Raw genomic sequence first — 18,459 nt, 5'->3', positions numbered from 1 at the left:
ATTCCTTTCAGCGCTGAATATCGCTTTTTTGTTGATGAAAATCCTAATGAAACTTTGATATCAGCTCTGAATTAGTGGTACTTGCTGGATTTTTGCGCGTTTTTGCTGTTTTCTTAAACTTTTGTTATCCAGTAATCGGATATTCGCTTCCTGGGCAAAAATCCACGCCTGATTGGAAAAACCGCCACTACTGACCACTATCCCATCAGCAATATCAACTGCCAGCATTTGCTGAAACATGGTTCTTACCTGAGCAATGTCTACCGGTACGCAACTATGCTGCACATAAACCAGGGTGTCACGCTGAGCATGCAATAACTGGAAATCAGCAGCCACTTTGTCATTGTTAAACCAGTTGCCCTGCCGACTCAACAGACGTTGTGCGTCATGCAGGAACTGTTGCTGACGATCACCGCCGGCTAACATTTCCCGCAAGCGCTGGTTAACCCCGGCAAGGCGATGTTCGTCGTCAAGCTCGACAAATGCCAGCACATTGCAACATAGCGCTACCACAAACATCAGCACAAACGCCCATAACATAAAGGTTGACCAAAACGCGGACAGCGTCAGATCCTTATCATTTAATAACAACGAATGTTCGGCAAAAAACAGATAAACACCACCGGCCATTATGCCAATGACCGTGCTAATAGAAGAAACCCACAGCCACTTATTTTTCATACCCACCTCAAACCTGCGTTGCTTGAGAGATATTATCTGCCTGAGCGGCTAAAGCTGCTTTACCAAGTTTTGATAAATGCTTTATAAATACTGACGATGGTACCTTATGTTTGATTTTCCGGAGACAAATCAGGCAGGACGACGTAATCGCCGATAAATTCAGCGCAATTTTGCTGCTGGCAATAAATCCCCACTCTGATGCGCTGCCGGACTTTTTTACCTCTAGCCAGTGGCGTTAAGTCACCCTGGCAATGGAGCAATTCGCAGCGTGCTTCTGGCGCACTTGTCACGGGTCGTCGATAGCGGATTTCAGCATGCGCCAGCACTTGCACACCCTGCAATCCCAGCGCTTGCAGTTGCAGGTAAAGCATCCCCCAGCCTGTCAAGGTGGCCAGGGTGTAAATACTGCCGGCGAACATGGTTTGATGTAAATTGATATTAGGTGCCAGCGGTGCACTGCAGTTTAAGCGGTAACCATCAAAACTACTGATCTTAAGCTGCATATACTGGCTAAGGGGAATGGTCTGTTGCCAGGTGTCTGACAGTTGCCGTTGCCATTGCAGATAATCGGCTGCAGTGCCTGCAAGGCATAGCGCTTTGGTCATGCGAACATGGTTGATACCAAATAGCGGCTCAGCCTGCCCTACCGGCTGGTAACCGAATTTCTGATAAAAACTAACCGCCTGCTCTCTGGCATTTAATTGCATTAGCTGAAATCCAAGCACCACAGCCTGCTGCTCCAGCGCATTTAATATCAGGCTGCCCGCACCTTTACCACGGGTGGTATCGGCCACAGCCATGTACCGGATTTGTCCGGTTTTATCATCCAGCCGATGTAATCTGCCTACAGCCTGCACCATCCCCTTATTGTCGGTTAACATTAAATGATGGGCTTGCAACTCTAACTCATCCTGTTCGGAGCCTCGCGGCTGTTGCCAGGGCGATCGCAGTACCTGCCAGCGCAGGTCATAATAGGCCTGCCAATGCTCTGGTGTTATCGGGCTGGTTAATTGCCAATCGGTAGGGAGTGCCATAAAGTGCTCATTATCAGTCAGATAGTGTCGTTAACTGCTTAACATAAACGTAACCGGGCCATCATTTATCAGGCTAACCTGCATATCCGCGGCAAAACGGCCCGTTTGTACGGCTATTTCATGTTCGGCTAATTGTTGAATAAATTGTAGGTAAAACTGTTCAGCAATAGCAGGCGCCGCTGCGGGGGTAAAACTGGGCCGCAAACCGCTTTGGGTATCTGCTGCAAGGGTAAACTGCGATACCACTAATACCGCACCACCGGCTTGCTGCACATTTAAATTCATTTTACCGTTGCTGTCACTAAACAGCCGGTAATGCGCCACTTTATGTACCAGCTTTTTCAGTGACATCTCATTATCAGTAGCCTCAACGGCCAACAGTAATAACATACCCGGCCCGATAGCGCTGATTTGCTCACCCGCTACCGAGACTGATGCCTGGCTCACCCGCTGAATAAGCGCTTTCATGCCTGCGACGCTCCGCTTGCTTCTGCTTCCTCCAGCTCAGCACGTTGCTGAAGTAAAGCGGTAAGCTCAGCTCCAAGCAGCACCACCAGCCAGGACAAATATACCCAGATAAACAGAATGGGCACGAGTGCTAACGCCCCATAAATTGCCTGATAAGCCGGAAACTCACTGACATATAACGCAAAACCTCGTTTAAAAAATTCAAATAACACCGTCGCTAACAAGGCGCCCCAGAGGGCATGGCGAACCTGTACTTTAATATTAGGCACCACCAGATACAGGATAAAAAAAGCTAAAAGCGACATTGCGTACGGAATAAGCCACAAAATAAAACTGGAAATACCAGGAGTATAATCGTCTGCGTAGCGGCTAAACGTAGCCAGATATGACGTGACAGCAATAGAAGTACCGATAAGTACCGGACCCAGGGTTAAGATCATCCAGTAAATAGAGAACGAAATAATGGGCCTTGGCCGCTGTTTTACCCGCCAGATTTTATTTAACGTTTTGTCGATATTATAAATAAGTAGCAGCGCCACGACAATCAGCGCCAGAATACCAACGGCCGTCATACCGCCAGTATTACTGATAAACTCATTAACGTAGCTTTGAATTTCTTCACCACGGGTAGGAATAACATTAGCAAAAATAAGTTCCTCCAGGCGGCTGCGCATTTCAGAAAACATGGGAAACATTCCCAGCATTGAAAACATTACTGTAATAAGCGGGACCAGCGATAACAATGAAATATACGCCAGATAACCACCAACAATCGTAATTTGGTCCTGCTGGCAGCGCTGGAAGTAAGCTGCAACGAAATCCTTAGCCTGACGCAAATACCGCAGCAATTGTGGTTTATCCATAGCAGCTCCTTAACACCCTGATAAACGAAAGAATACGCGAAAAATCAAGGGCAGACCAGTACAGACCTTTGGTCAGCGCTATCAGAAATAATAAAGCCAGCATTATGCTGGCTTTATTATTACGCACAGAGCACTTACGCAGCAGGGCCGCGGCTGGCGCGCTTGCGATCGTTTTCAGTTAAATGACGCTTACGGATCCGGATAGATTTAGGTGTTACTTCTACCAGTTCGTCGTCGTCAATAAACTCCAGTGCCTGCTCCAGGGTGTAACGCACTGGTGGAACCAGGTTAATCGCTTCGTCAGTACCTGAGGCACGTACGTTAGTTAACTGCTTACCTTTTAAGCAGTTAACTGTTAAGTCATTGCTACGGCTGTGAATACCGATAACCTGACCTTCGTACACTTCTTCTGCGTGACCGATAAACATTTTACCGCGTTCCTGCAAGGAGAAAATTGCGTAACCAGCGGCTTTACCGACGGCATTAGAGATCATCACGCCATTCATACGCTGACCAATGTTACCGCCTTTATGCGGGCCATAGTGGTCAAAGGTATGGTACATCAGGCCGGTGCCTGAGGTGATGGTCATAAACTCGGTACGGAAACCAATTAAACCACGGCTTGGCATGTTGAAATCCATCCGGATCCGGCCTTTACCGTCTGGCTGCATGTTGGTTAAGTCAGCTTTACGCTCCCCCATCCGCTCCATGATGGCGCCCTGGTTCTGCTCTTCGCAGTCGATGGTGACGTTTTCCATCGGTTCCATTTTAGCGCCGTCTACTATTTTCATAATAACTTCAGGGCGTGAAACCGCTAATTCGAAACCTTCGCGCCGCATGTTCTCAATTAATACGCCTAAGTGTAACTCACCACGACCCGACACTTTAAACTTGTCACCGTCTTCGGTCTCTTCAACCCGCAGCGCCACGTTGTGTTTAAGCTCATGGGTTAAGCGTTCTAAAATCTGACGTGAGGTAACGAACTTACCTTCTTTACCGGCGAACGGAGAAGTGTTTACCTGGAATGTCATGGTAACAGTAGGCTCATCCACCTGCAGCGCAGGCAATGCCTGCACTTTAGTTGTGCTACAAATGGTGTCAGATATTTTCAGCTCACCAAGGCCAGTGAACGCGACAATGTCACCGGCTTGGGCTTCTGGCGTCTCTACCCGCTCCAGACCTAAATAACCAAACACCTGGCCAACTTTACCGTTACGCTTGCTGCCATCGGCGCCAACAATAGTCACCTGCTGGTTCGCTTTAAGGGTGCCACGCTTGATCCGGCCAATACCAATAATGCCCAGGTAGCTGGAGTAATCCAGCTGGGATACCTGTAACTGGGTTTCGCCATTTAATTCTACAGCTGGCGGCGCCACGTGCTTAACAATAGCCTCGAACAAATCAGTAATATCTGTTTTAGGTTCGTTATAGTCTAAGGTTGCCCAGCCATTTAACGCTGAAGCGTAAACAATGGGGAAGTCTAACTGCTCGTCAGTGGCACCTAAGTTGTCGAACAAGTCAAATACCTGGTCGATAACCCAATCAGGGCGGGCGCCCGGGCGGTCAATTTTGTTCACCACTACGATTGGTTTCAAACCGTGAGAGAACGCTTTCTGGGTAACGAAGCGGGTTTGCGGCATTGGGCCGTCAACCGCATCTACCAATAGTAAAACAGAGTCTGCCATTGACAATACCCGCTCTACTTCACCACCAAAATCGGCGTGACCCGGGGTATCAAGAATATTGATGTGGTAGCCGTTCCAGCGTACCGAGGTATTTTTCGCCAGGATGGTTATACCGCGCTCAGACTCCTGAGCATTGGAGTCCATCATCCGCTCCTGCAACTTAGCACGGGCATCAAAGGTGCCTGATTGTTGCAGCAGTTTGTCTACCAGGGTGGTTTTGCCGTGGTCGACGTGCGCGATGATGGCAATATTACGCAGTTTATCTAAAGTTGACGCGGTAACGCTCATGAATCAATATCCTCTGTGGCACTAGATGACCATAATGACCACCAGGCAAACGCTTTTCAAAAGTAAAGGGCGCATATTCTACTCTTTTTTTTCACAGAAAGAAAAAGGCGTTGTGCTCATTGACGGTTTTTTTTTAAACAGAGCCAAAATCTCAGCTACACTTTGCTGTTACGGCAACGCACCAATAGCGGGCGAAGCAGCACCACAATGGTGCACCCAAAGTATTTTGGCACGCGGCTGGCGCCAAATACTCAATAAAATCAACATGGTTATATATTGGCATATATCTGGCATTTAATAGGGCAATCACTATTTAAGTGTACAAATCGGTTCAATTGGAGGAATGCATGTCTGCATCGGAAGTATTAAAACTAATTAAAGAAAACGACGTTAAATTCTTAGATCTGCGTTTTACCGATACTAAGGGTAAAGAGCAGCATGTCAGTATTCCGGTAAGTCAGGTCACTGAAGACATGTTTGAAGACGGCAAAATGTTTGACGGTTCTTCCATTACCGGCTGGAAAGGCATCAATGATTCAGACATGATTCTGATGCCAGATCCAAACACTGCAGTACTTGATCCGTTTTTTGAAGAAACAACGTTAAACGTAACCTGCGATGTTATTGAACCCAGTACCATGCAGGGCTATGACCGTGACCCACGCTCTATCGCCAAGCGTGCTGAAGAATATTTAAAATCAACCGGTATCGCTGATACGGTGCTGTTTGGTCCTGAACCAGAATTTTTTATGTTCGACGATATTCGCTTTGAAACCACTATGGCCAGCTCATTCTTTAAAATTAACTCTACTGAAGCCGCCTGGAACTCCGGCACCGCTTATGAAGATGGCAATAAAGGCCACCGGCCAGGTGTAAAAGGCGGTTACTTCCCTTTACCGCCGGTAGACTCAGGTCATGACATCCGCAGTGCTATGTGTATGGTACTGGAAGAAATGGGACAAGTTGTTGAAGCCCACCACCACGAAGTCGCCACCGCCGGCCAGAATGAAATTGCCACCCGCTTTAACACCCTGACTAAAAAAGCTGACGAAGTGCAACAGCTGAAGTACGTTATTCATAACGTGGCACATCTGTACGGCAAAACCGCAACCTTTATGCCAAAACCACTGGTTGGCGACAATGGTTCAGGTATGCATTGTCACCAGTCACTGGCTAAAGATGGTGTGAATTTGTTTGCCGGTGATAAATATGCTGGTTTATCAGAACTGGCGTTGTACTATATTGGCGGCATTATTAAGCATGCTAAAGCAATTAATGCCTTTACCAATCCTTCTACTAACTCGTACAAGCGCTTAGTTCCCCACTTTGAAGCACCGGTAATGCTGGCATACTCAGCCCGAAACCGCTCAGCGTCAATACGTATTCCATTAGTGCCAAGTGCCAAAGCGCGCCGGATTGAATGCCGTTTTCCAGACCCGGCTGCGAATCCATACCTGGCATTCACTGCCCAGTTAATGGCGGGCTTAGATGGTATTCAGAATAAGATCCATCCTGGCGATGCCATGGATAAAGATTTATATGACTTACCTGCTGAAGAAGCCGCCAATATTCCACAGGTGTGTACCACGCTGGATGAGGCGATGGACGAGCTGGACAAAAACCGCGCTATCTTTACTAAAGGCGGCGTAATGTCCGATGCGATGATTGATGCCTATATTGCCATAAAACGTGCAGAATCACGTCGGGTAGCAGTAGCTGTGCATCCATTGGAGTTTGAACTGTATTACAGCGTTTAATTTACGCTTCCCTGAAAAAGGCCCACCTTGGTGGGCCTTTTTTTGTAGAATTCTTTTTTAAAGCGCGCTAAAGTGTAGCAATAATAATTAGAATGCAATATCAATGGATTTGACAAGCACATGAATAAGTTACTGTTGTTATTAACTTTACTGACAATCATGCTGCCATTACAGGCGCAGGAAAAGCGTATTTTTGTCACCAAAGATGCAAATGGCGTTTTAATATTTTCTGATAGCCCACAGCCTGGCGCACAAGAAGTTAACTTAACCAGTCGTCCCAATATTATGGAGTCGGTTGACCCTAGCCTGCCTGCCCGAAAACCGATTGAAGTGGAACCCTTTAAGATTGAAATTACTCAACCGGAAAATAATGGCACGGTACGCGATAATACCGGTTCAGTTTATGTATCTGGCCGGATCACCCCGATGTTTCAACGTGGACTGCAAGTCCGGCTGGTTGTCGATGGCACCCCGCTGAGCGAGCCACAGAATAAAGCCACCTTTATCCTGCGTGATATTGACCGCGGTGAACACAAACTACAAATGGAACTATTTGATCAAAGCGGCAAGCTTATTGCAACAAGTCCTGTCACAACCTTCTATCTACACAGAGCGTCGGTAATTAACCCCAATTAGGGCAGCCAAGGCTGTATTTCGGCTAAAAACCGATTACACTGCCAATCACCTGCACTAAATTGGTGCAACAGAGGTGGCAGTGTGACAACCCACAGTGAAAAATCTGATTTTATGGCCCTGGCCGAACAACTCACTACAGCGATAGTGTTGCTCGACCATGATTTGATGCTACGTTATTTTAATACTGCATGCTGTGCTGTCATGGGTTTGGGTGAGAAACGCCTTACGGCCCAATATTTTCCAGGTTTATTTCAGCATTTGGATATCAGGGCAGGCCATTTGACGGCTGCTCTTAATAGTAAACAAGGTTTTAGCGTCAGCGACGTGCAAGCAGTACTGCTTGATGGCCGCCATCTGCTGCTTGATATTTCGCTTACCGTCAGTGAGCAACCGGCCAACCACCTGTTACTTGAACTGCGTCAGGTTGATCAACAGCGGAAAATCAGTATGGAGAGTCTGCAGCAGCATCAGCATCTGGCCGCGCGGGAATTAATACGAGGCTTGGCCCATGAGATTAAAAATCCGTTAGGCGGGCTGCGCGGTGCGGCGCAATTGCTGGAAGAATCGCTTGATGAAGAACAAAAAGAGTATACCCAGCTCATTATTGCTCAGGCCGATCGGCTACGAAACCTGGTTGACCGCTTGCTTGGCCCATATCGTCCACCGCAAAAGCTGATTGCCAATCTGCATCAGGTAATAGAGCAGGTATTACAACTTGCCCAAATGGATAATCCGGACAAAGTGCGTTTTAGCCGCGACTATGATCCCAGTATTCCGGACTTTTGTTTTGACCCTGAATTGATAGAACAAGCATTACTGAACATCGTTCGCAATGCGCAACAAGTGTTATCTGCCAATGGCGCCATTTGTCTGCAGAGCCGGATTTTGCATCAGCACACGTTAAATGGAAAGCGCTATAAGCTGGTCGCGTTTATCAAAGTAATCGACAACGGCCCCGGCATACCCGCTGAAATTAAAGATACCTTGTTTTATCCGATGGTAAGCGGCAAAGCCGGTGGCACCGGATTAGGCTTATCTATTGCCCAAACCCTTATCCATCAGCATGGCGGCTGGATCGACTGTGATAGCTGGCCTGGCCAAACTGAATTCACCTTATATTTGCCTATATCAGACACGGAGGAATAACGCGATGAGTGATACCGTCTGGATTATTGACGACGACAACTCAATACGTTGGGTGTTAGAAAAGGCACTGGCTCGTGCAGACATACAGTGTGAAAGCTTTGCATCAGCCGACCTGATGTTGCAGCGTCTGGAATATGATCAACCCGCCGTGGTGGTATCCGATATCAGAATGCCCGGTACCGATGGTATGGCACTGCTCGCCAGACTGCAGGATCTTGCTCCTGAATTGCCGGTTATCATTATGACAGCCCATTCTGATCTGGATAGCGCCGTGAACGCCTTTAAGCGTGGCGCTTTTGAGTATTTACCGAAACCCTTTGATGTTAACGATGCAGTGGCATTGATTAGCAGAGCGCTGCAGCACAGTCATAGCAGGCTGGCAAAACAAAAACCCATGGCAGTCAGCATTACGCCAGAAATTATTGGCGAAGCACCCGCTATGCAGGAGGTGTTCCGGGCCATCGGTCGGTTGGCACGATCCAGCATCAGTGTGTTAATTAATGGTCAGTCGGGTACGGGTAAAGAACTGGTTGCCCGGGCATTGCATAAACACAGCCCACGGGCTGAACAGCCTTTTATCGCCTTAAATATGGCCGCCATACCAAAAGACTTAATTGAATCTGAACTGTTTGGCCATGAAAAGGGAGCATTTACCGGAGCCAATAACTTGCGCAAAGGCCGCTTTGAGCAAGCCGACGGCGGTACCTTATTTCTGGATGAAATTGGTGATATGCCGCTGGATGTGCAAACCCGGCTGCTGCGGGTACTGGCCGATGGTCAGTTTTACCGGGTAGGGGGTCATCAGGCAGTAAGTGTTGATGTCCGTATTATCGCGGCAACCCATCAGAACCTTGAGCAACTGGCCCAGGAGGGTAAGTTCCGGGAAGATCTATTTCATCGGCTTAACGTGATTAGAGTCCATTTGCCACCGCTGAAAGATCGCAAGCAAGACATCGCCAAGCTAGCTCAGCACTTTTTACAGCAAGCTGCTAAAGAGCTGAATGTTGAGGCAAAAACACTGACAAAAGAAGCAGAGGAATTTCTAAGTAAGCTCGACTGGCCTGGCAATGTGCGTCAGCTGGAGAACAGCTGCCGCTGGCTGACAGTAATGGCCAGCGGCAAGCATATTGTAGTGGCAGATTTACCGCCAGAACTGACCCAGCCGGCGAAATCCAGCCAGAAACTGACGGAGCAACCGACAGGTGACTGGCAAAGCCAACTGGCCAGCTGGGTAGAAGATAAGCTAGCTGCCGGCGAGCAAAATATTCTGGCCGAAGCCAGTCCGGCATTTGAACGGATAGTCCTGGAGCAGGCATTATCTTTTACCCGGGGTCACAAGCAGGAAGCGGCCCGCTGCCTGGGCTGGGGTCGCAATACCTTAACGCGCAAGCTTAAAGAGCTGGACATTGAATAGCCTCAATGTCCTTGCTGCATCTTCCGGTTCTGCTGCCAGTTTTGCTTGCGTTGTTGCTGCTTCTCGGCCAGTTGCTGCCGTTGTTCCGGTGTAAGTAATTGCTGGATTTGATGGCGCAATTTTAACTGCGCTACCCTGGTCGCGAGACGCTGCTGTTGGTGTTGTTGCAGTAACGCAGTCACCGCCACTTCATCAAAATAATCGGCTTGTAGTAGCTGACGCATTTCGTCACGTTCGCTGTTTTCGCGCTGTCTTTTCGGTTTATCGGTACGATGTTCTTTCATCAACTGCTTCAGTTGTTGCTGTTGCTCAGGGGTAAGCTCAATACTGGCCAGCATTTTCTGGTAAGAAAAACCAGTGCGTGCTGACTTGTAAGACTTGTCTGCCTGCTCAGGCTTGCTATGATGCCCTGCAGTAACAGGGCTGGTTGCCAGTAACAGACTGGTTGCTATAACGATTAACGTGGTTGCTTTCATTATTGATACTCCGTGTTTATGACCCTGACAGCATAGCGGCTTAAACGCAAAGTAATGCAAAGCCCAGGTAAAGGTTCGGTAAAGACGCTGGCAGTAGAAGCCGTACGGAATACACTGAACAAAAAGGAAAGGATATGGCCGCTATCTTAATGATTGATGATGATATTGAGTTGTGTCAGCTGGTTGCCGATTATCTGGCGCTGGATGGGTATCAGCTTGATATGGTGCACGATGGTGTCAGTGGTCTGAAGAAAGCACAATCTGGCAATTATCAACTGATATTACTGGACGTGATGCTCCCCTCTCTGGATGGTCTGAGCTTGTTAAAGGCACTGCGCAGCGATAACTATTGCCCGGTACTGATGCTAACTGCCCGCGGCGAAGACATTGACCGGATCATTGGCCTGGAATTGGGCGCAGATGACTACCTGGCTAAGCCTTTCAATCCGCGGGAACTGCAAGCCAGAGTAAAAGCCATCTTACGCAGAGTAGAACTTGCCCACCATGACAGTAATCCGATAAACCCGTTGCTTAACATTAATCAGGTGACACTTAATCCGCAAAATCGTCAGGTGTTCTGCCAGGAGCACAGCGTCAATCTGACAGCCACCGAATTTCAGTTGCTGGAAATGCTGATGCGTCAAGCCGGTCAGCTGGTTAATAAAGAAACCCTGAGCCAACAGGTATTAGGACGACGTCTGCAACTTTACGATCGTAGCCTGGACATGCATATTAGTAATATCCGAAAAAAACTCAGCCAGTTTGCCAATGATGAGAAAATTCAAACCCTGCGCGGCAGTGGTTATTTGTTCCTACGCGGGCACGTCTGAGCATGCTGCGCTGGCTAAACCCGATTAACTCTCTGGCCGGTCGTATTTTTGTCTGGTTTTGGTTGGTGCTGTTACTAACCGTAGTGTTAACCCTGCTCATTTCCCGCAGCCTGAGTGACCCTACCGACATTCGGCGCTTACCCTCATCACTCAACCGGCAACTGCAACACCAGCTGGCACCGCTTGCCCGAAGTATCGACCGGGCCAGCCTGATGCATCAGCTGGCTCAGGACAGACGCAGCCGTTGGTTGGTGGTTAATAGCGCTAATCAACAATTGCTTAATCCGGAGGCATTGCCGGCTCGTCTTGATCCCCATTGGTTAACGGAACTGTCTCAACTAAACCGGCCTCGTTTATTACGTCATCAAAATGTTTATATCGCTGGTCCTTTTGTTATCGAAATTGCAGGCCAGCAACTTGCTCTATATCAGCAAAGACAGCGGCCGCCTCAACCATGGTGGAGCTTGCGGGCGTTATCTGAGCCGCTGCTGGTATTATTGCTGCTGGCCGTATCTGCCACCGCCAGCTTTATTCTGGCGGTGTCTATCTCCAGACCACTTAGGGAGTTGCTTCAGCAAAACTTGGCTTTTGCTTCCGGAAAACTACAAAGCCGGGTCAGCCAGCTGGCAAAACGACGTGATGAACTGGGGCAACTTGGCCGCAGCTTTAATACAATGGCCGAGCGGATAAGTGATTTGCTGCAAAACCAGCAACGTTTATTACGTGACATATCACATGAATTACGTTCTCCCCTGACCCGGGCTCAACTCGCACTTGGGCTGGCTGAGCAGCAGCAGAACCTGCATCAGCTGCCAAGATTAAAACAGGAACTGGAACGGATTGATGCCATGCTGGATGAGCTGCTGACGTTTAGCAGACTTGATGCCGGCCAATACCAGCTGGATATCGGTTCTTGTGACTTAACAGCAATGTTGACCGAACTAATTGAGCTAAACCAGGTGGAGGCGGATAGCAAACTGCAACAGTTACAGCTAAATGCGCCTGACCACGTATGGCTGAATGCCGATGGCCGGTTGCTAAGCCGGGCATTGGAGAATGTATTACGTAACGCGATTAAATACGGTCCGCGGCATAGCGTTATTCACCTTGGAATTCACCTGCAGCCGCAGTCACAGCAAATTATCTTGCAGATTTGCGACGAAGGTCCGGGCCTGCCTGAATCTGAACTGGCCGCTATATTTCAACCATTTTACCGGGTGAGCAACAGCCGCACCCTGCAAACAGGTGGCACAGGGTTGGGACTGGCGATTGTTGCCAAAATTATTCATCAGCATAACGGTACCGTAAATGCCTTTAACCGCAGTCCGGGTTTATGTTTGCAGGTACAATTGCCGCTGCCGGCAACTACAGAGCACAATTAACTAATATGATCCCGCCAATAAAAGCCAGCATGGCAGAAAAAACATTAAGCCAATACTGGCAATCCGAGCTACAGCCTTTATGGCAGCGGTTTGTTCATGCCGATTTGATAAGCAGCGACCAGACCCGTCTGAGTTATAGTTATTATCTGGCAGATAATCGGTCGCAGGCCGTAGTTTTCAGCACCGGCCGCGTTGAAATGGCCGTAAAGTATATTGAATTAATGCACGAATTTATTGCTGCAGGATATAGCGTATTTATTCTTGATCATCGTGGCCAGGGACGATCGGCCCGGCTGCAGCCCGACCCTCATCTTGGATACGTCGCCGATTTTCAGGACTATGTCAGTGACTTTAACCAGTTTGTCACTGACATCGTTCAACCGACTGGGCATCGCCATCATGTGCTGCTGGCTCATTCAATGGGCGCCGCAATTGCATGCTGCTATTTACAACAATATCCACATCCGTTCCTCGCGACAATTTTTGGCTCACCTATGTTTGGTTTGCATGCCGGACATATCCCATCGCCCCTGGCAACACGGCTCGTTGCAGTTATTGGCTGGCTAAGAGCAAAGTTGAAACGGCAAGATGAGCGCTATTTCCCGGGACAAACTTCCTATCTGGCAAAGCCGTTTGCGGAAAATCTGTTAACTCACAGCAACACCAGATATCAATGGCTGCTCCAATTATACCAACAGGATCCCGATAGCCAGTTGGGTGGTGTTAGCTGGACCTGGCTTACTCAGGCAATCAGGGCAATGGCCAGCATACAAGCTAAGGCGCAGGAATTTATGTTGCCGGTATTACTGCTTCAGGCAGCTGAAGATCAGATTGTCAGTAATCAAGCGCAAAATAACTGGTTTGATCGTTTACCTGCCCCTCTTTACAAGCAGAAAATAATATTAACGGGCGCTCATCATGAGATCTGGATGGAGCAGGACACAATTCGTCAGCAAGCCGTTGCTGCCGTTAACCAGTTTCTCGGGGGCTTGCTGTAGCGAGTTTTGACCAAACCGTTGAACGCTAAACACCTCCGGCAAAATCATGTTGCCGCCAGGCTTCATAGCAAACAATCGCCACGGTGTTTGCCAAATTGAGACTACGTGCCCCAGCGTGCATTGGCACGCGGATCCTTTGCTCAGCGGGGATAGTGTCGCGCACAGCGTCTGATAATCCTGCGGTTTCTGAGCCAAAAAGTAACACATCATCGGGTAGAAAGCGTTGCTTGTGATATGGCTGGCTGCCCTTAGTCGTCAGTGCCAGGATCCGCTTATCTGTCATTGCTATCGCAAACGCCTGATAATCAGCGTAACGCGAAACATTGGCAAGATCATGATAATCGAGCCCGGCCCGTCGCAGCTTTTTCTCCTCGAAATCAAACCCCATTGGTTCGATAATGTGCAACCGACACCCCGTATTGGCTGCTAAACGGATAATATTTCCTGTATTAGGTGCAATTTTAGGTTCAAACAATGCAATATGAAACATAATCTCCGGCACCACTTTAACAAATGGGCCTAATTTACACGCTGTGCTGCTTTATTAAAAGGCGTTAATTAGTTGAGGCTGGCGAAAATATCATCATATAATTTGCTTAAAAGCACGTATGCCAGCTATATTTAGGTTGTATTCTAGAGATTACAAGGACGTATTTGCTATGCCACTGTCTGGTTGGCTGTGTTTTTTTGCCCTGTTGCCGGCTTTCTCGGTCCGGGCAAATATTGCTGACGGACTTTCAGCTACCCCTATTCCTCTTCTGTTGTTAAGTTTTATTAGCGGCATTATTATTGCTGGTGCTGCAGGTTTATGGCGGGTTCAGCATTTGCGATCACGGCAAAACGCGCAACAAAAAGTGATACGCCAATTGCTAAACGATACCCGTGCTTTTGTAGCCGTACTAGATCAAGACTGCCAGTTACTTGCCGCCAGTAGTGCGCTGGAAAATATCTCTGAACGACAAAACCTCTGTAACAGCATGTATTTTGATCCGGTCGCCAAAAAGAAAGCGTGGCAGGATATTCAGCAGGTATTGCAGCAACACCGCAGCTGGCAGGGAGAAGTATGGTGGCAGTTACGAAACGATTTACTTGCGGTAAGCCTGACCATTGCTCAAAGCAACAATACAGCGTGGCCAGCGGCCCGCTATCTGCTCGTGGCTCAAGACATCACGGAACGAAAAAGAGCAGATCAGCAACAGCTTAACAATCTGACCCGGGATCCCCTAACCGGTCTGCCTAACCGGATTATGCTGGAAGAGCAGCTCGCCACCAATATCGCCTGCTGCACTAACCAGCACCCCACAACGGCAATACTACTAATAAAGTTTAATCAGTTACTCGGTTCTGAGCCTACCGGTAGCGGACAAAGCAATGCCAGCTTGATAGCTGAAGCGGCGAAGGGTTTGCGCCAGGCAATTGCCCCCCAGTTTACCCTGGGCCGTTATAGTAGTGATAGCTTTGCCATTTTAGCTGCGCCGCACCTGTGCGCTTTGCCGGTTGAACTCCCACTTAACCAACTGGCTTACCAGATACTGATCCAAATCAACCAATTTAATTTTACCCGGAATCAGCATCAGGTATATGCCAGTATTGGTATCAGTCGGTTCCCAGAGGATGGCGCTGATGCAAGCGCACTTATGCACAGCGCAGAACGCGCAGTGCATATTGCTGCTAAAAGTGGCACCAGCCAGTTTTATTTTGCCGACAATCGCTTACAGCAGCATGCTGCCGAATACCTGACGCTGCAAACTGAACTTAGTAAAAGCCTGAATCAGGATGACTTTACCGTGTATTTCCAGCCTCAGCTAAGTATCAGCAGTAATCGGGTGGTTGGTTATGAGGCACTGCTTCGCTGGCATAATCCCAAAAGAGGGATCATGCAACCGCAAAGCTTTCTGGCCCTGGCGGAACAGAGTGGTATGATTGTCGCGTTAGACCGGTTGGTTTTTCGCCAATGTTGCCAGCAAGTAAAACACTGGCTGCAAACAAATCAGCTTCGTGGCCGAATCGCACTGAATATTTCCGTACAACACTTTGAACAGGTTAACTTTGTTGAATTTCTCAGTGAAGCTTTGTTGGAAAGTAAGCTACAGGCCAGCCATTTCACGTTGGAGCTCGACGAACGGATATTTCAACAACAGGTGGCAAACCTGCAGCAGCGACTGAAGGTATTGAGTGATACAGGCTTTCATATCGTGCTGGATAACTTTGGGGATGGTATTTCTTCGCTGACTTCTTTGCGTCAGTTGCCGCTGCAAGGTGTTAAAATTGCCCGCAGCCTGATCCATCAGATGGAACAGAAAGAACAACAACGGAATATTACCGCCAGTTTAATCCGGTTGGCTGGCTATCTGCAGCTAGAAGTGACCGCAAGTGGCATCGACAATGAAATGCAGGCCTATCTGTTGCACGTGATGGGCTGTGATAAATTACAAGGGAATTTGTTTAGTAAAGCAGTGCCGGCCAGTGAAATACCGGCATTGCTGGCAAAAGAAAGTAAACTAATAAAAAAAGCCGCTAGCTAACTTCGTCACGCTTTTCCCGGCCCAGCAAATCTACTGCCGCCAGCTTAACGTCTTTATTCTGGTATAACACCTGATAAATCTGCTCCGAAATAGGCATTTCAATACCGACTCTCTGTGCCAGATTAAAGACCTCTTTAGCGTTACGATAGCCTTCCACTACCTGACCTATTGCTGCCATCGCATCCTCTACCGTTTCCCCCTGGCCTAACAACAAACCAAAGCGGCGGTTTCGCGATTGATTGTCAGTGCAGGTAAGCACTAAGTCACCAAGCCCTGCCATTCCCATAAAGGTATCTTTCTTTGCACCCAGCGCACATCCTAACCGGCTCATTTCTGCCAATCCACGAGTAATAAGCGCTGTCCTGGCATTGGCGCCAAACCCAATTCCGTCTGCCATACCAGCACCAATAGCAATAACGTTTTTAACCGCACCACCAAGTTGGACGCCGATAAAATCAGGGTTAGTGTAAACCCGGAAACTTTTAGCACAGTGCAATAAGTCCGACAACCGGCTGATAAAATCCTGATCTACAGAAGACAAGGTAATCGCCGTTGGCATGCCAGCGGCCATTTCTTTTGCAAAGGTAGGTCCTGACAACACGGCTAGGGCAATCTGCTCGCCAAGAATTTCTCGTGCTACATCTTGTAATAGACGCCCTGTCTCGGGTTCCAGACCCTTCGTGGCCCAGGCCACTCTGGCATTCGCTGGAATTAAAGGCTTTATCTGTTTTAAGGTATCAGCAAACGCATGGCTGGGTACCACAACAAGGATATCGCGGCTACTTTGCACCACTGCCTGTAAATCGGCACTGACCGTCAGACTGTCAGGTAACGCAATACCCGGCAGATATTTCTGGTTGCAGCGTTGCAGTTGCATCTGCTCGATATCATTATGGTTGCGCCCCCATAACGTAATAGCATTACCGTTACGGGCCAGACAAATTGCGAGGGCGGTGCCATAAGAGCCCGCCCCTACCACCGCAATAGCTGCACTGTCCATCGAATTAAGCGTCAGCTTTAACGTCCTGGCCATCGGCTTGACGCTTTTGCAGGTATTGAGCAAACAACGCGTCAAAATTCACCGGTGCCAGGTTCAACTGCGGGAAGGTACCGCGATTAACCAGACTTGATACGGCTTCACGGGCATAAGGAAATAAAATATTGGGGCAAAATGCTGCTAACATATGTGCCAGCTGAGCTTCTTCTAACTCACCGATAGAAAAAATACCCGCTTGTTGCACTTCACACAGAAAAGCCGTTTCTTCACCCACCATGGTGGTTACGGTCAGGGACAAAATGACCTGATAAACACCATCTTCTACTTTCTCGCTACGGGTATCTAAATCAAGCTTAACTTCTGGTTTCCATTCTTTGCGGAAAATCGCCGGTGCGTTAGGCGCTTCAAATGAAATATCTTTCACAAAGATCCGCTGAATAGCAAATTGTAAACCCTGTGCCTGCTGCTCGTTTGCAACACCATTTGCCTGTTGTTCGGCCATGAATAATTCCTAGTTTAAGTTATGCGTTTAACAGTGGTTCGAGCTTGCCGGCTGCATGCAGCGCGAACATTTCATCGCATCCACCAATGTGAGTTGTACCGATAAAAATTTGTGGCACAGTTGAGCGGCCGCCGGCCTTTTCAATCATTTCGACGCGACGCTCGGGCTGCTCATCTATTTTTACTTCGTGATAAGCAACTTGTTTTTCATCAAGTAAAGACTTGGCGCGAACACAGTAAGGGCAATATGCCTTGGTGTAAATAATCACTTCTGCCATGTTTACCTCTTCAATTTAACAACCGGCAGACTGGCGCTGCTCCAGGCTCCCATTCCGCCCTGCAATACAGAGACGTTAGTAAAACCTTGTTTTGACAGCGCCGCAGCACTTTTTGGTGCAGTCATTCCTGCCTGACATACCACAATAATGGGAGCATCTTTTTGTTTTTCAAGCCCGGGAAGTTTTTGCTCACTTATTTGACTGGCTGTTATATTCCGGGCACCGGTGATATGACCTTTTTTAAATTCATCCTCGCCGCGAATATCCACCACTATCCCATCCTGGCGATTAACCAGCATTGTTAGTTCAGTAGGTGACACCTGCCGGATTGCGGAAAATCGTGCTTTTATCCAGCCGCCGACGATTATCAGAAAAATAACAACCCAGGCTAAACTCAGCAAAGGGTGATTCGTTACAAACTCAATAAACTGCGCCATAGCGTTATAATCTTACTCTGAACCAATTAAAGTGGCCCGAGTATAACGATTTTGTTCTAAGAA

19 protein-coding genes are annotated in these 18,459 nt (G+C 48.1%); 8 read left to right on the top strand and 11 right to left on the bottom strand.

The annotated features are described in order from the left end of the window. Positions 1-60 precede the first annotated feature (60 nt). The 5 genes from B2Q61_RS07125 to typA all read right to left on the bottom strand — a co-directional run bounded on the left by B2Q61_RS07125 (position 61) and on the right by typA (position 5,019). Complete coding sequence (locus B2Q61_RS07125) at positions 61-681, bottom strand: restriction endonuclease (protein WP_290619264.1); 621 nt, start codon at positions 679-681, stop codon at positions 61-63. 104 nt (positions 682-785) lie between these two features. Further along, positions 786-1,715 (bottom strand): bifunctional GNAT family N-acetyltransferase/hotdog fold thioesterase, encoded by a 930-nt coding sequence (locus B2Q61_RS07120; RefSeq protein WP_290619266.1) that lies wholly within the window; start codon positions 1,713-1,715, stop codon positions 786-788. 30 nt (positions 1,716-1,745) lie between these two features. Next, positions 1,746-2,183: a D-aminoacyl-tRNA deacylase gene (gene dtd / locus B2Q61_RS07115; protein ID WP_290619268.1), complete on the bottom strand. Its 438-nt coding sequence runs from the start codon at positions 2,181-2,183 to the stop codon at positions 1,746-1,748. After that, a complete protein-coding gene (locus B2Q61_RS07110) occupies positions 2,180-3,046 on the bottom strand; it encodes a virulence factor BrkB family protein (RefSeq protein WP_290619270.1) in 867 nt (288 codons plus the stop codon). Before B2Q61_RS07110 ends, dtd begins: the two co-directional genes overlap by 4 nt. A 134-nt stretch (positions 3,047-3,180) precedes the next feature. Next, the gene (gene typA / locus B2Q61_RS07105) at positions 3,181-5,019 is read right to left on the bottom strand and encodes a translational GTPase TypA (protein ID WP_290611888.1); all 1,839 of its coding nucleotides are present in this window, start codon (positions 5,017-5,019) and stop codon (positions 3,181-3,183) included. Between the two features lie 347 nt (positions 5,020-5,366). Here typA and glnA point away from each other — a divergent pair, with 347 nt between their 5' ends. The 4 genes from glnA to glnG all read left to right on the top strand — a co-directional run bounded on the left by glnA (position 5,367) and on the right by glnG (position 9,972). After that, entirely contained in the window at positions 5,367-6,776 is a 1,410-nt protein-coding gene (gene glnA / locus B2Q61_RS07100; RefSeq protein WP_290619272.1) for a glutamate--ammonia ligase, read from the top strand. A gap of 120 nt (positions 6,777-6,896) precedes the next feature. Continuing rightward, positions 6,897-7,412, top strand: a complete 516-nt coding sequence (locus B2Q61_RS07095) for a DUF4124 domain-containing protein (RefSeq protein ID WP_290619274.1) — start codon at positions 6,897-6,899, stop codon at positions 7,410-7,412. Between the two features lie 81 nt (positions 7,413-7,493). Then, positions 7,494-8,558, top strand: coding sequence for a nitrogen regulation protein NR(II) (glnL, locus tag B2Q61_RS07090; protein WP_290619276.1), 1,065 nt, complete (start codon positions 7,494-7,496; stop codon positions 8,556-8,558). A 4-nt stretch (positions 8,559-8,562) separates the two neighbouring features. Next, positions 8,563-9,972, top strand: coding sequence for a nitrogen regulation protein NR(I) (gene glnG / locus B2Q61_RS07085; protein ID WP_290619278.1), 1,410 nt, complete (start codon positions 8,563-8,565; stop codon positions 9,970-9,972). 2 nt (positions 9,973-9,974) lie between these two features. On the opposite strand, the gene B2Q61_RS07080 is transcribed toward glnG, so the two are convergent. Beyond that, complete coding sequence (locus B2Q61_RS07080) at positions 9,975-10,448, bottom strand: Spy/CpxP family protein refolding chaperone (protein ID WP_290619280.1); 474 nt, start codon at positions 10,446-10,448, stop codon at positions 9,975-9,977. Between the two features lie 134 nt (positions 10,449-10,582). Here B2Q61_RS07080 and B2Q61_RS07075 point away from each other — a divergent pair, with 134 nt between their 5' ends. From B2Q61_RS07075 to B2Q61_RS07065, 3 genes are read left to right on the top strand one after another with little or no spacing between them, the layout of a single operon-like run. Then, on the top strand, positions 10,583-11,278 hold the full coding sequence (locus tag B2Q61_RS07075) for a response regulator transcription factor (protein WP_290619282.1): 696 nt from the start codon (positions 10,583-10,585) through the stop codon (positions 11,276-11,278). 2 nt (positions 11,279-11,280) lie between these two features. Then, complete coding sequence (locus B2Q61_RS07070; protein WP_290619284.1) at positions 11,281-12,660, top strand: ATP-binding protein; 1,380 nt, start codon at positions 11,281-11,283, stop codon at positions 12,658-12,660. Continuing rightward, a complete protein-coding gene (locus B2Q61_RS07065) occupies positions 12,612-13,658 on the top strand; it encodes an alpha/beta fold hydrolase (protein WP_290619286.1) in 1,047 nt (348 codons plus the stop codon). Before B2Q61_RS07070 ends, B2Q61_RS07065 begins: the two co-directional genes overlap by 49 nt. A gap of 25 nt (positions 13,659-13,683) precedes the next feature. On the opposite strand, the gene B2Q61_RS07060 is transcribed toward B2Q61_RS07065, so the two are convergent. Further along, positions 13,684-14,148, bottom strand: a complete 465-nt coding sequence (locus B2Q61_RS07060) for a tRNA (cytidine(34)-2'-O)-methyltransferase (RefSeq protein ID WP_290619288.1) — start codon at positions 14,146-14,148, stop codon at positions 13,684-13,686. 169 nt (positions 14,149-14,317) lie between these two features. On the opposite strand from B2Q61_RS07060, the gene B2Q61_RS07055 reads away from it, so the two are divergent. Beyond that, on the top strand, positions 14,318-16,183 hold the full coding sequence (locus tag B2Q61_RS07055) for a putative bifunctional diguanylate cyclase/phosphodiesterase (protein ID WP_290619290.1): 1,866 nt from the start codon (positions 14,318-14,320) through the stop codon (positions 16,181-16,183). Here B2Q61_RS07055 and gpsA read toward each other — a convergent pair. From gpsA to B2Q61_RS07035, 4 genes are read right to left on the bottom strand one after another with little or no spacing between them, the layout of a single operon-like run. Continuing rightward, positions 16,176-17,183: an NAD(P)H-dependent glycerol-3-phosphate dehydrogenase gene (gpsA, locus tag B2Q61_RS07050; RefSeq protein ID WP_290619498.1), complete on the bottom strand. Its 1,008-nt coding sequence runs from the start codon at positions 17,181-17,183 to the stop codon at positions 16,176-16,178. The two genes, B2Q61_RS07055 and gpsA, sit on opposite strands and share 8 nt — an antisense overlap. A 4-nt stretch (positions 17,184-17,187) precedes the next feature. Next, complete coding sequence (gene secB, locus B2Q61_RS07045) at positions 17,188-17,682, bottom strand: protein-export chaperone SecB (protein ID WP_290619292.1); 495 nt, start codon at positions 17,680-17,682, stop codon at positions 17,188-17,190. A 19-nt stretch (positions 17,683-17,701) separates the two neighbouring features. Continuing rightward, a complete protein-coding gene (gene grxC, locus B2Q61_RS07040) occupies positions 17,702-17,959 on the bottom strand; it encodes a glutaredoxin 3 (RefSeq protein WP_290619294.1) in 258 nt (85 codons plus the stop codon). Between the two features lie 2 nt (positions 17,960-17,961). Then, entirely contained in the window at positions 17,962-18,396 is a 435-nt protein-coding gene (locus tag B2Q61_RS07035; RefSeq protein ID WP_290619296.1) for a rhodanese-like domain-containing protein, read from the bottom strand. Positions 18,397-18,459: the final 63 nt, after the last annotated feature.

The sequence above is a fragment of the Arsukibacterium sp. UBA5043 genome (assembly GCA_002415085.1).
Lineage (GTDB): Bacteria > Pseudomonadota > Gammaproteobacteria > Enterobacterales > Alteromonadaceae > Alishewanella.
The sequence above is the reverse complement of the archived record's forward strand: the minus strand, read 5'-3'. Positions and strand labels throughout refer to the sequence as shown.

Coding starts and splice junctions, on each gene's coding strand:
- dtd (WP_290619268.1), bottom strand. CDS start 2,183: ATGAAAGCGCTTATTCAGCGGGTGAGCCAGGCATCAGTCTCGGTAGCG.
- B2Q61_RS07060 (WP_290619288.1), bottom strand. CDS start 14,148: ATGTTTCATATTGCATTGTTTGAACCTAAAATTGCACCTAATACAGGA.
- B2Q61_RS07075 (WP_290619282.1), top strand. CDS start 10,583: ATGGCCGCTATCTTAATGATTGATGATGATATTGAGTTGTGTCAGCTG.
- B2Q61_RS07070 (WP_290619284.1), top strand. CDS start 11,281: ATGCTGCGCTGGCTAAACCCGATTAACTCTCTGGCCGGTCGTATTTTT.
- glnA (WP_290619272.1), top strand. CDS start 5,367: ATGTCTGCATCGGAAGTATTAAAACTAATTAAAGAAAACGACGTTAAA.
- B2Q61_RS07125 (WP_290619264.1), bottom strand. CDS start 681: ATGAAAAATAAGTGGCTGTGGGTTTCTTCTATTAGCACGGTCATTGGC.
- gpsA (WP_290619498.1), bottom strand. CDS start 17,183: ATGGACAGTGCAGCTATTGCGGTGGTAGGGGCGGGCTCTTATGGCACC.
- B2Q61_RS07095 (WP_290619274.1), top strand. CDS start 6,897: ATGAATAAGTTACTGTTGTTATTAACTTTACTGACAATCATGCTGCCA.
- glnG (WP_290619278.1), top strand. CDS start 8,563: ATGAGTGATACCGTCTGGATTATTGACGACGACAACTCAATACGTTGG.
- B2Q61_RS07120 (WP_290619266.1), bottom strand. CDS start 1,715: ATGGCACTCCCTACCGATTGGCAATTAACCAGCCCGATAACACCAGAG.
- grxC (WP_290619294.1), bottom strand. CDS start 17,959: ATGGCAGAAGTGATTATTTACACCAAGGCATATTGCCCTTACTGTGTT.
- B2Q61_RS07065 (WP_290619286.1), top strand. CDS start 12,612: ATGTTTGCAGGTACAATTGCCGCTGCCGGCAACTACAGAGCACAATTA.
- B2Q61_RS07110 (WP_290619270.1), bottom strand. CDS start 3,046: ATGGATAAACCACAATTGCTGCGGTATTTGCGTCAGGCTAAGGATTTC.
- B2Q61_RS07035 (WP_290619296.1), bottom strand. CDS start 18,396: ATGGCGCAGTTTATTGAGTTTGTAACGAATCACCCTTTGCTGAGTTTA.
- typA (WP_290611888.1), bottom strand. CDS start 5,019: ATGAGCGTTACCGCGTCAACTTTAGATAAACTGCGTAATATTGCCATC.
- secB (WP_290619292.1), bottom strand. CDS start 17,682: ATGGCCGAACAACAGGCAAATGGTGTTGCAAACGAGCAGCAGGCACAG.
- B2Q61_RS07055 (WP_290619290.1), top strand. CDS start 14,318: ATGCCACTGTCTGGTTGGCTGTGTTTTTTTGCCCTGTTGCCGGCTTTC.
- B2Q61_RS07080 (WP_290619280.1), bottom strand. CDS start 10,448: ATGAAAGCAACCACGTTAATCGTTATAGCAACCAGTCTGTTACTGGCA.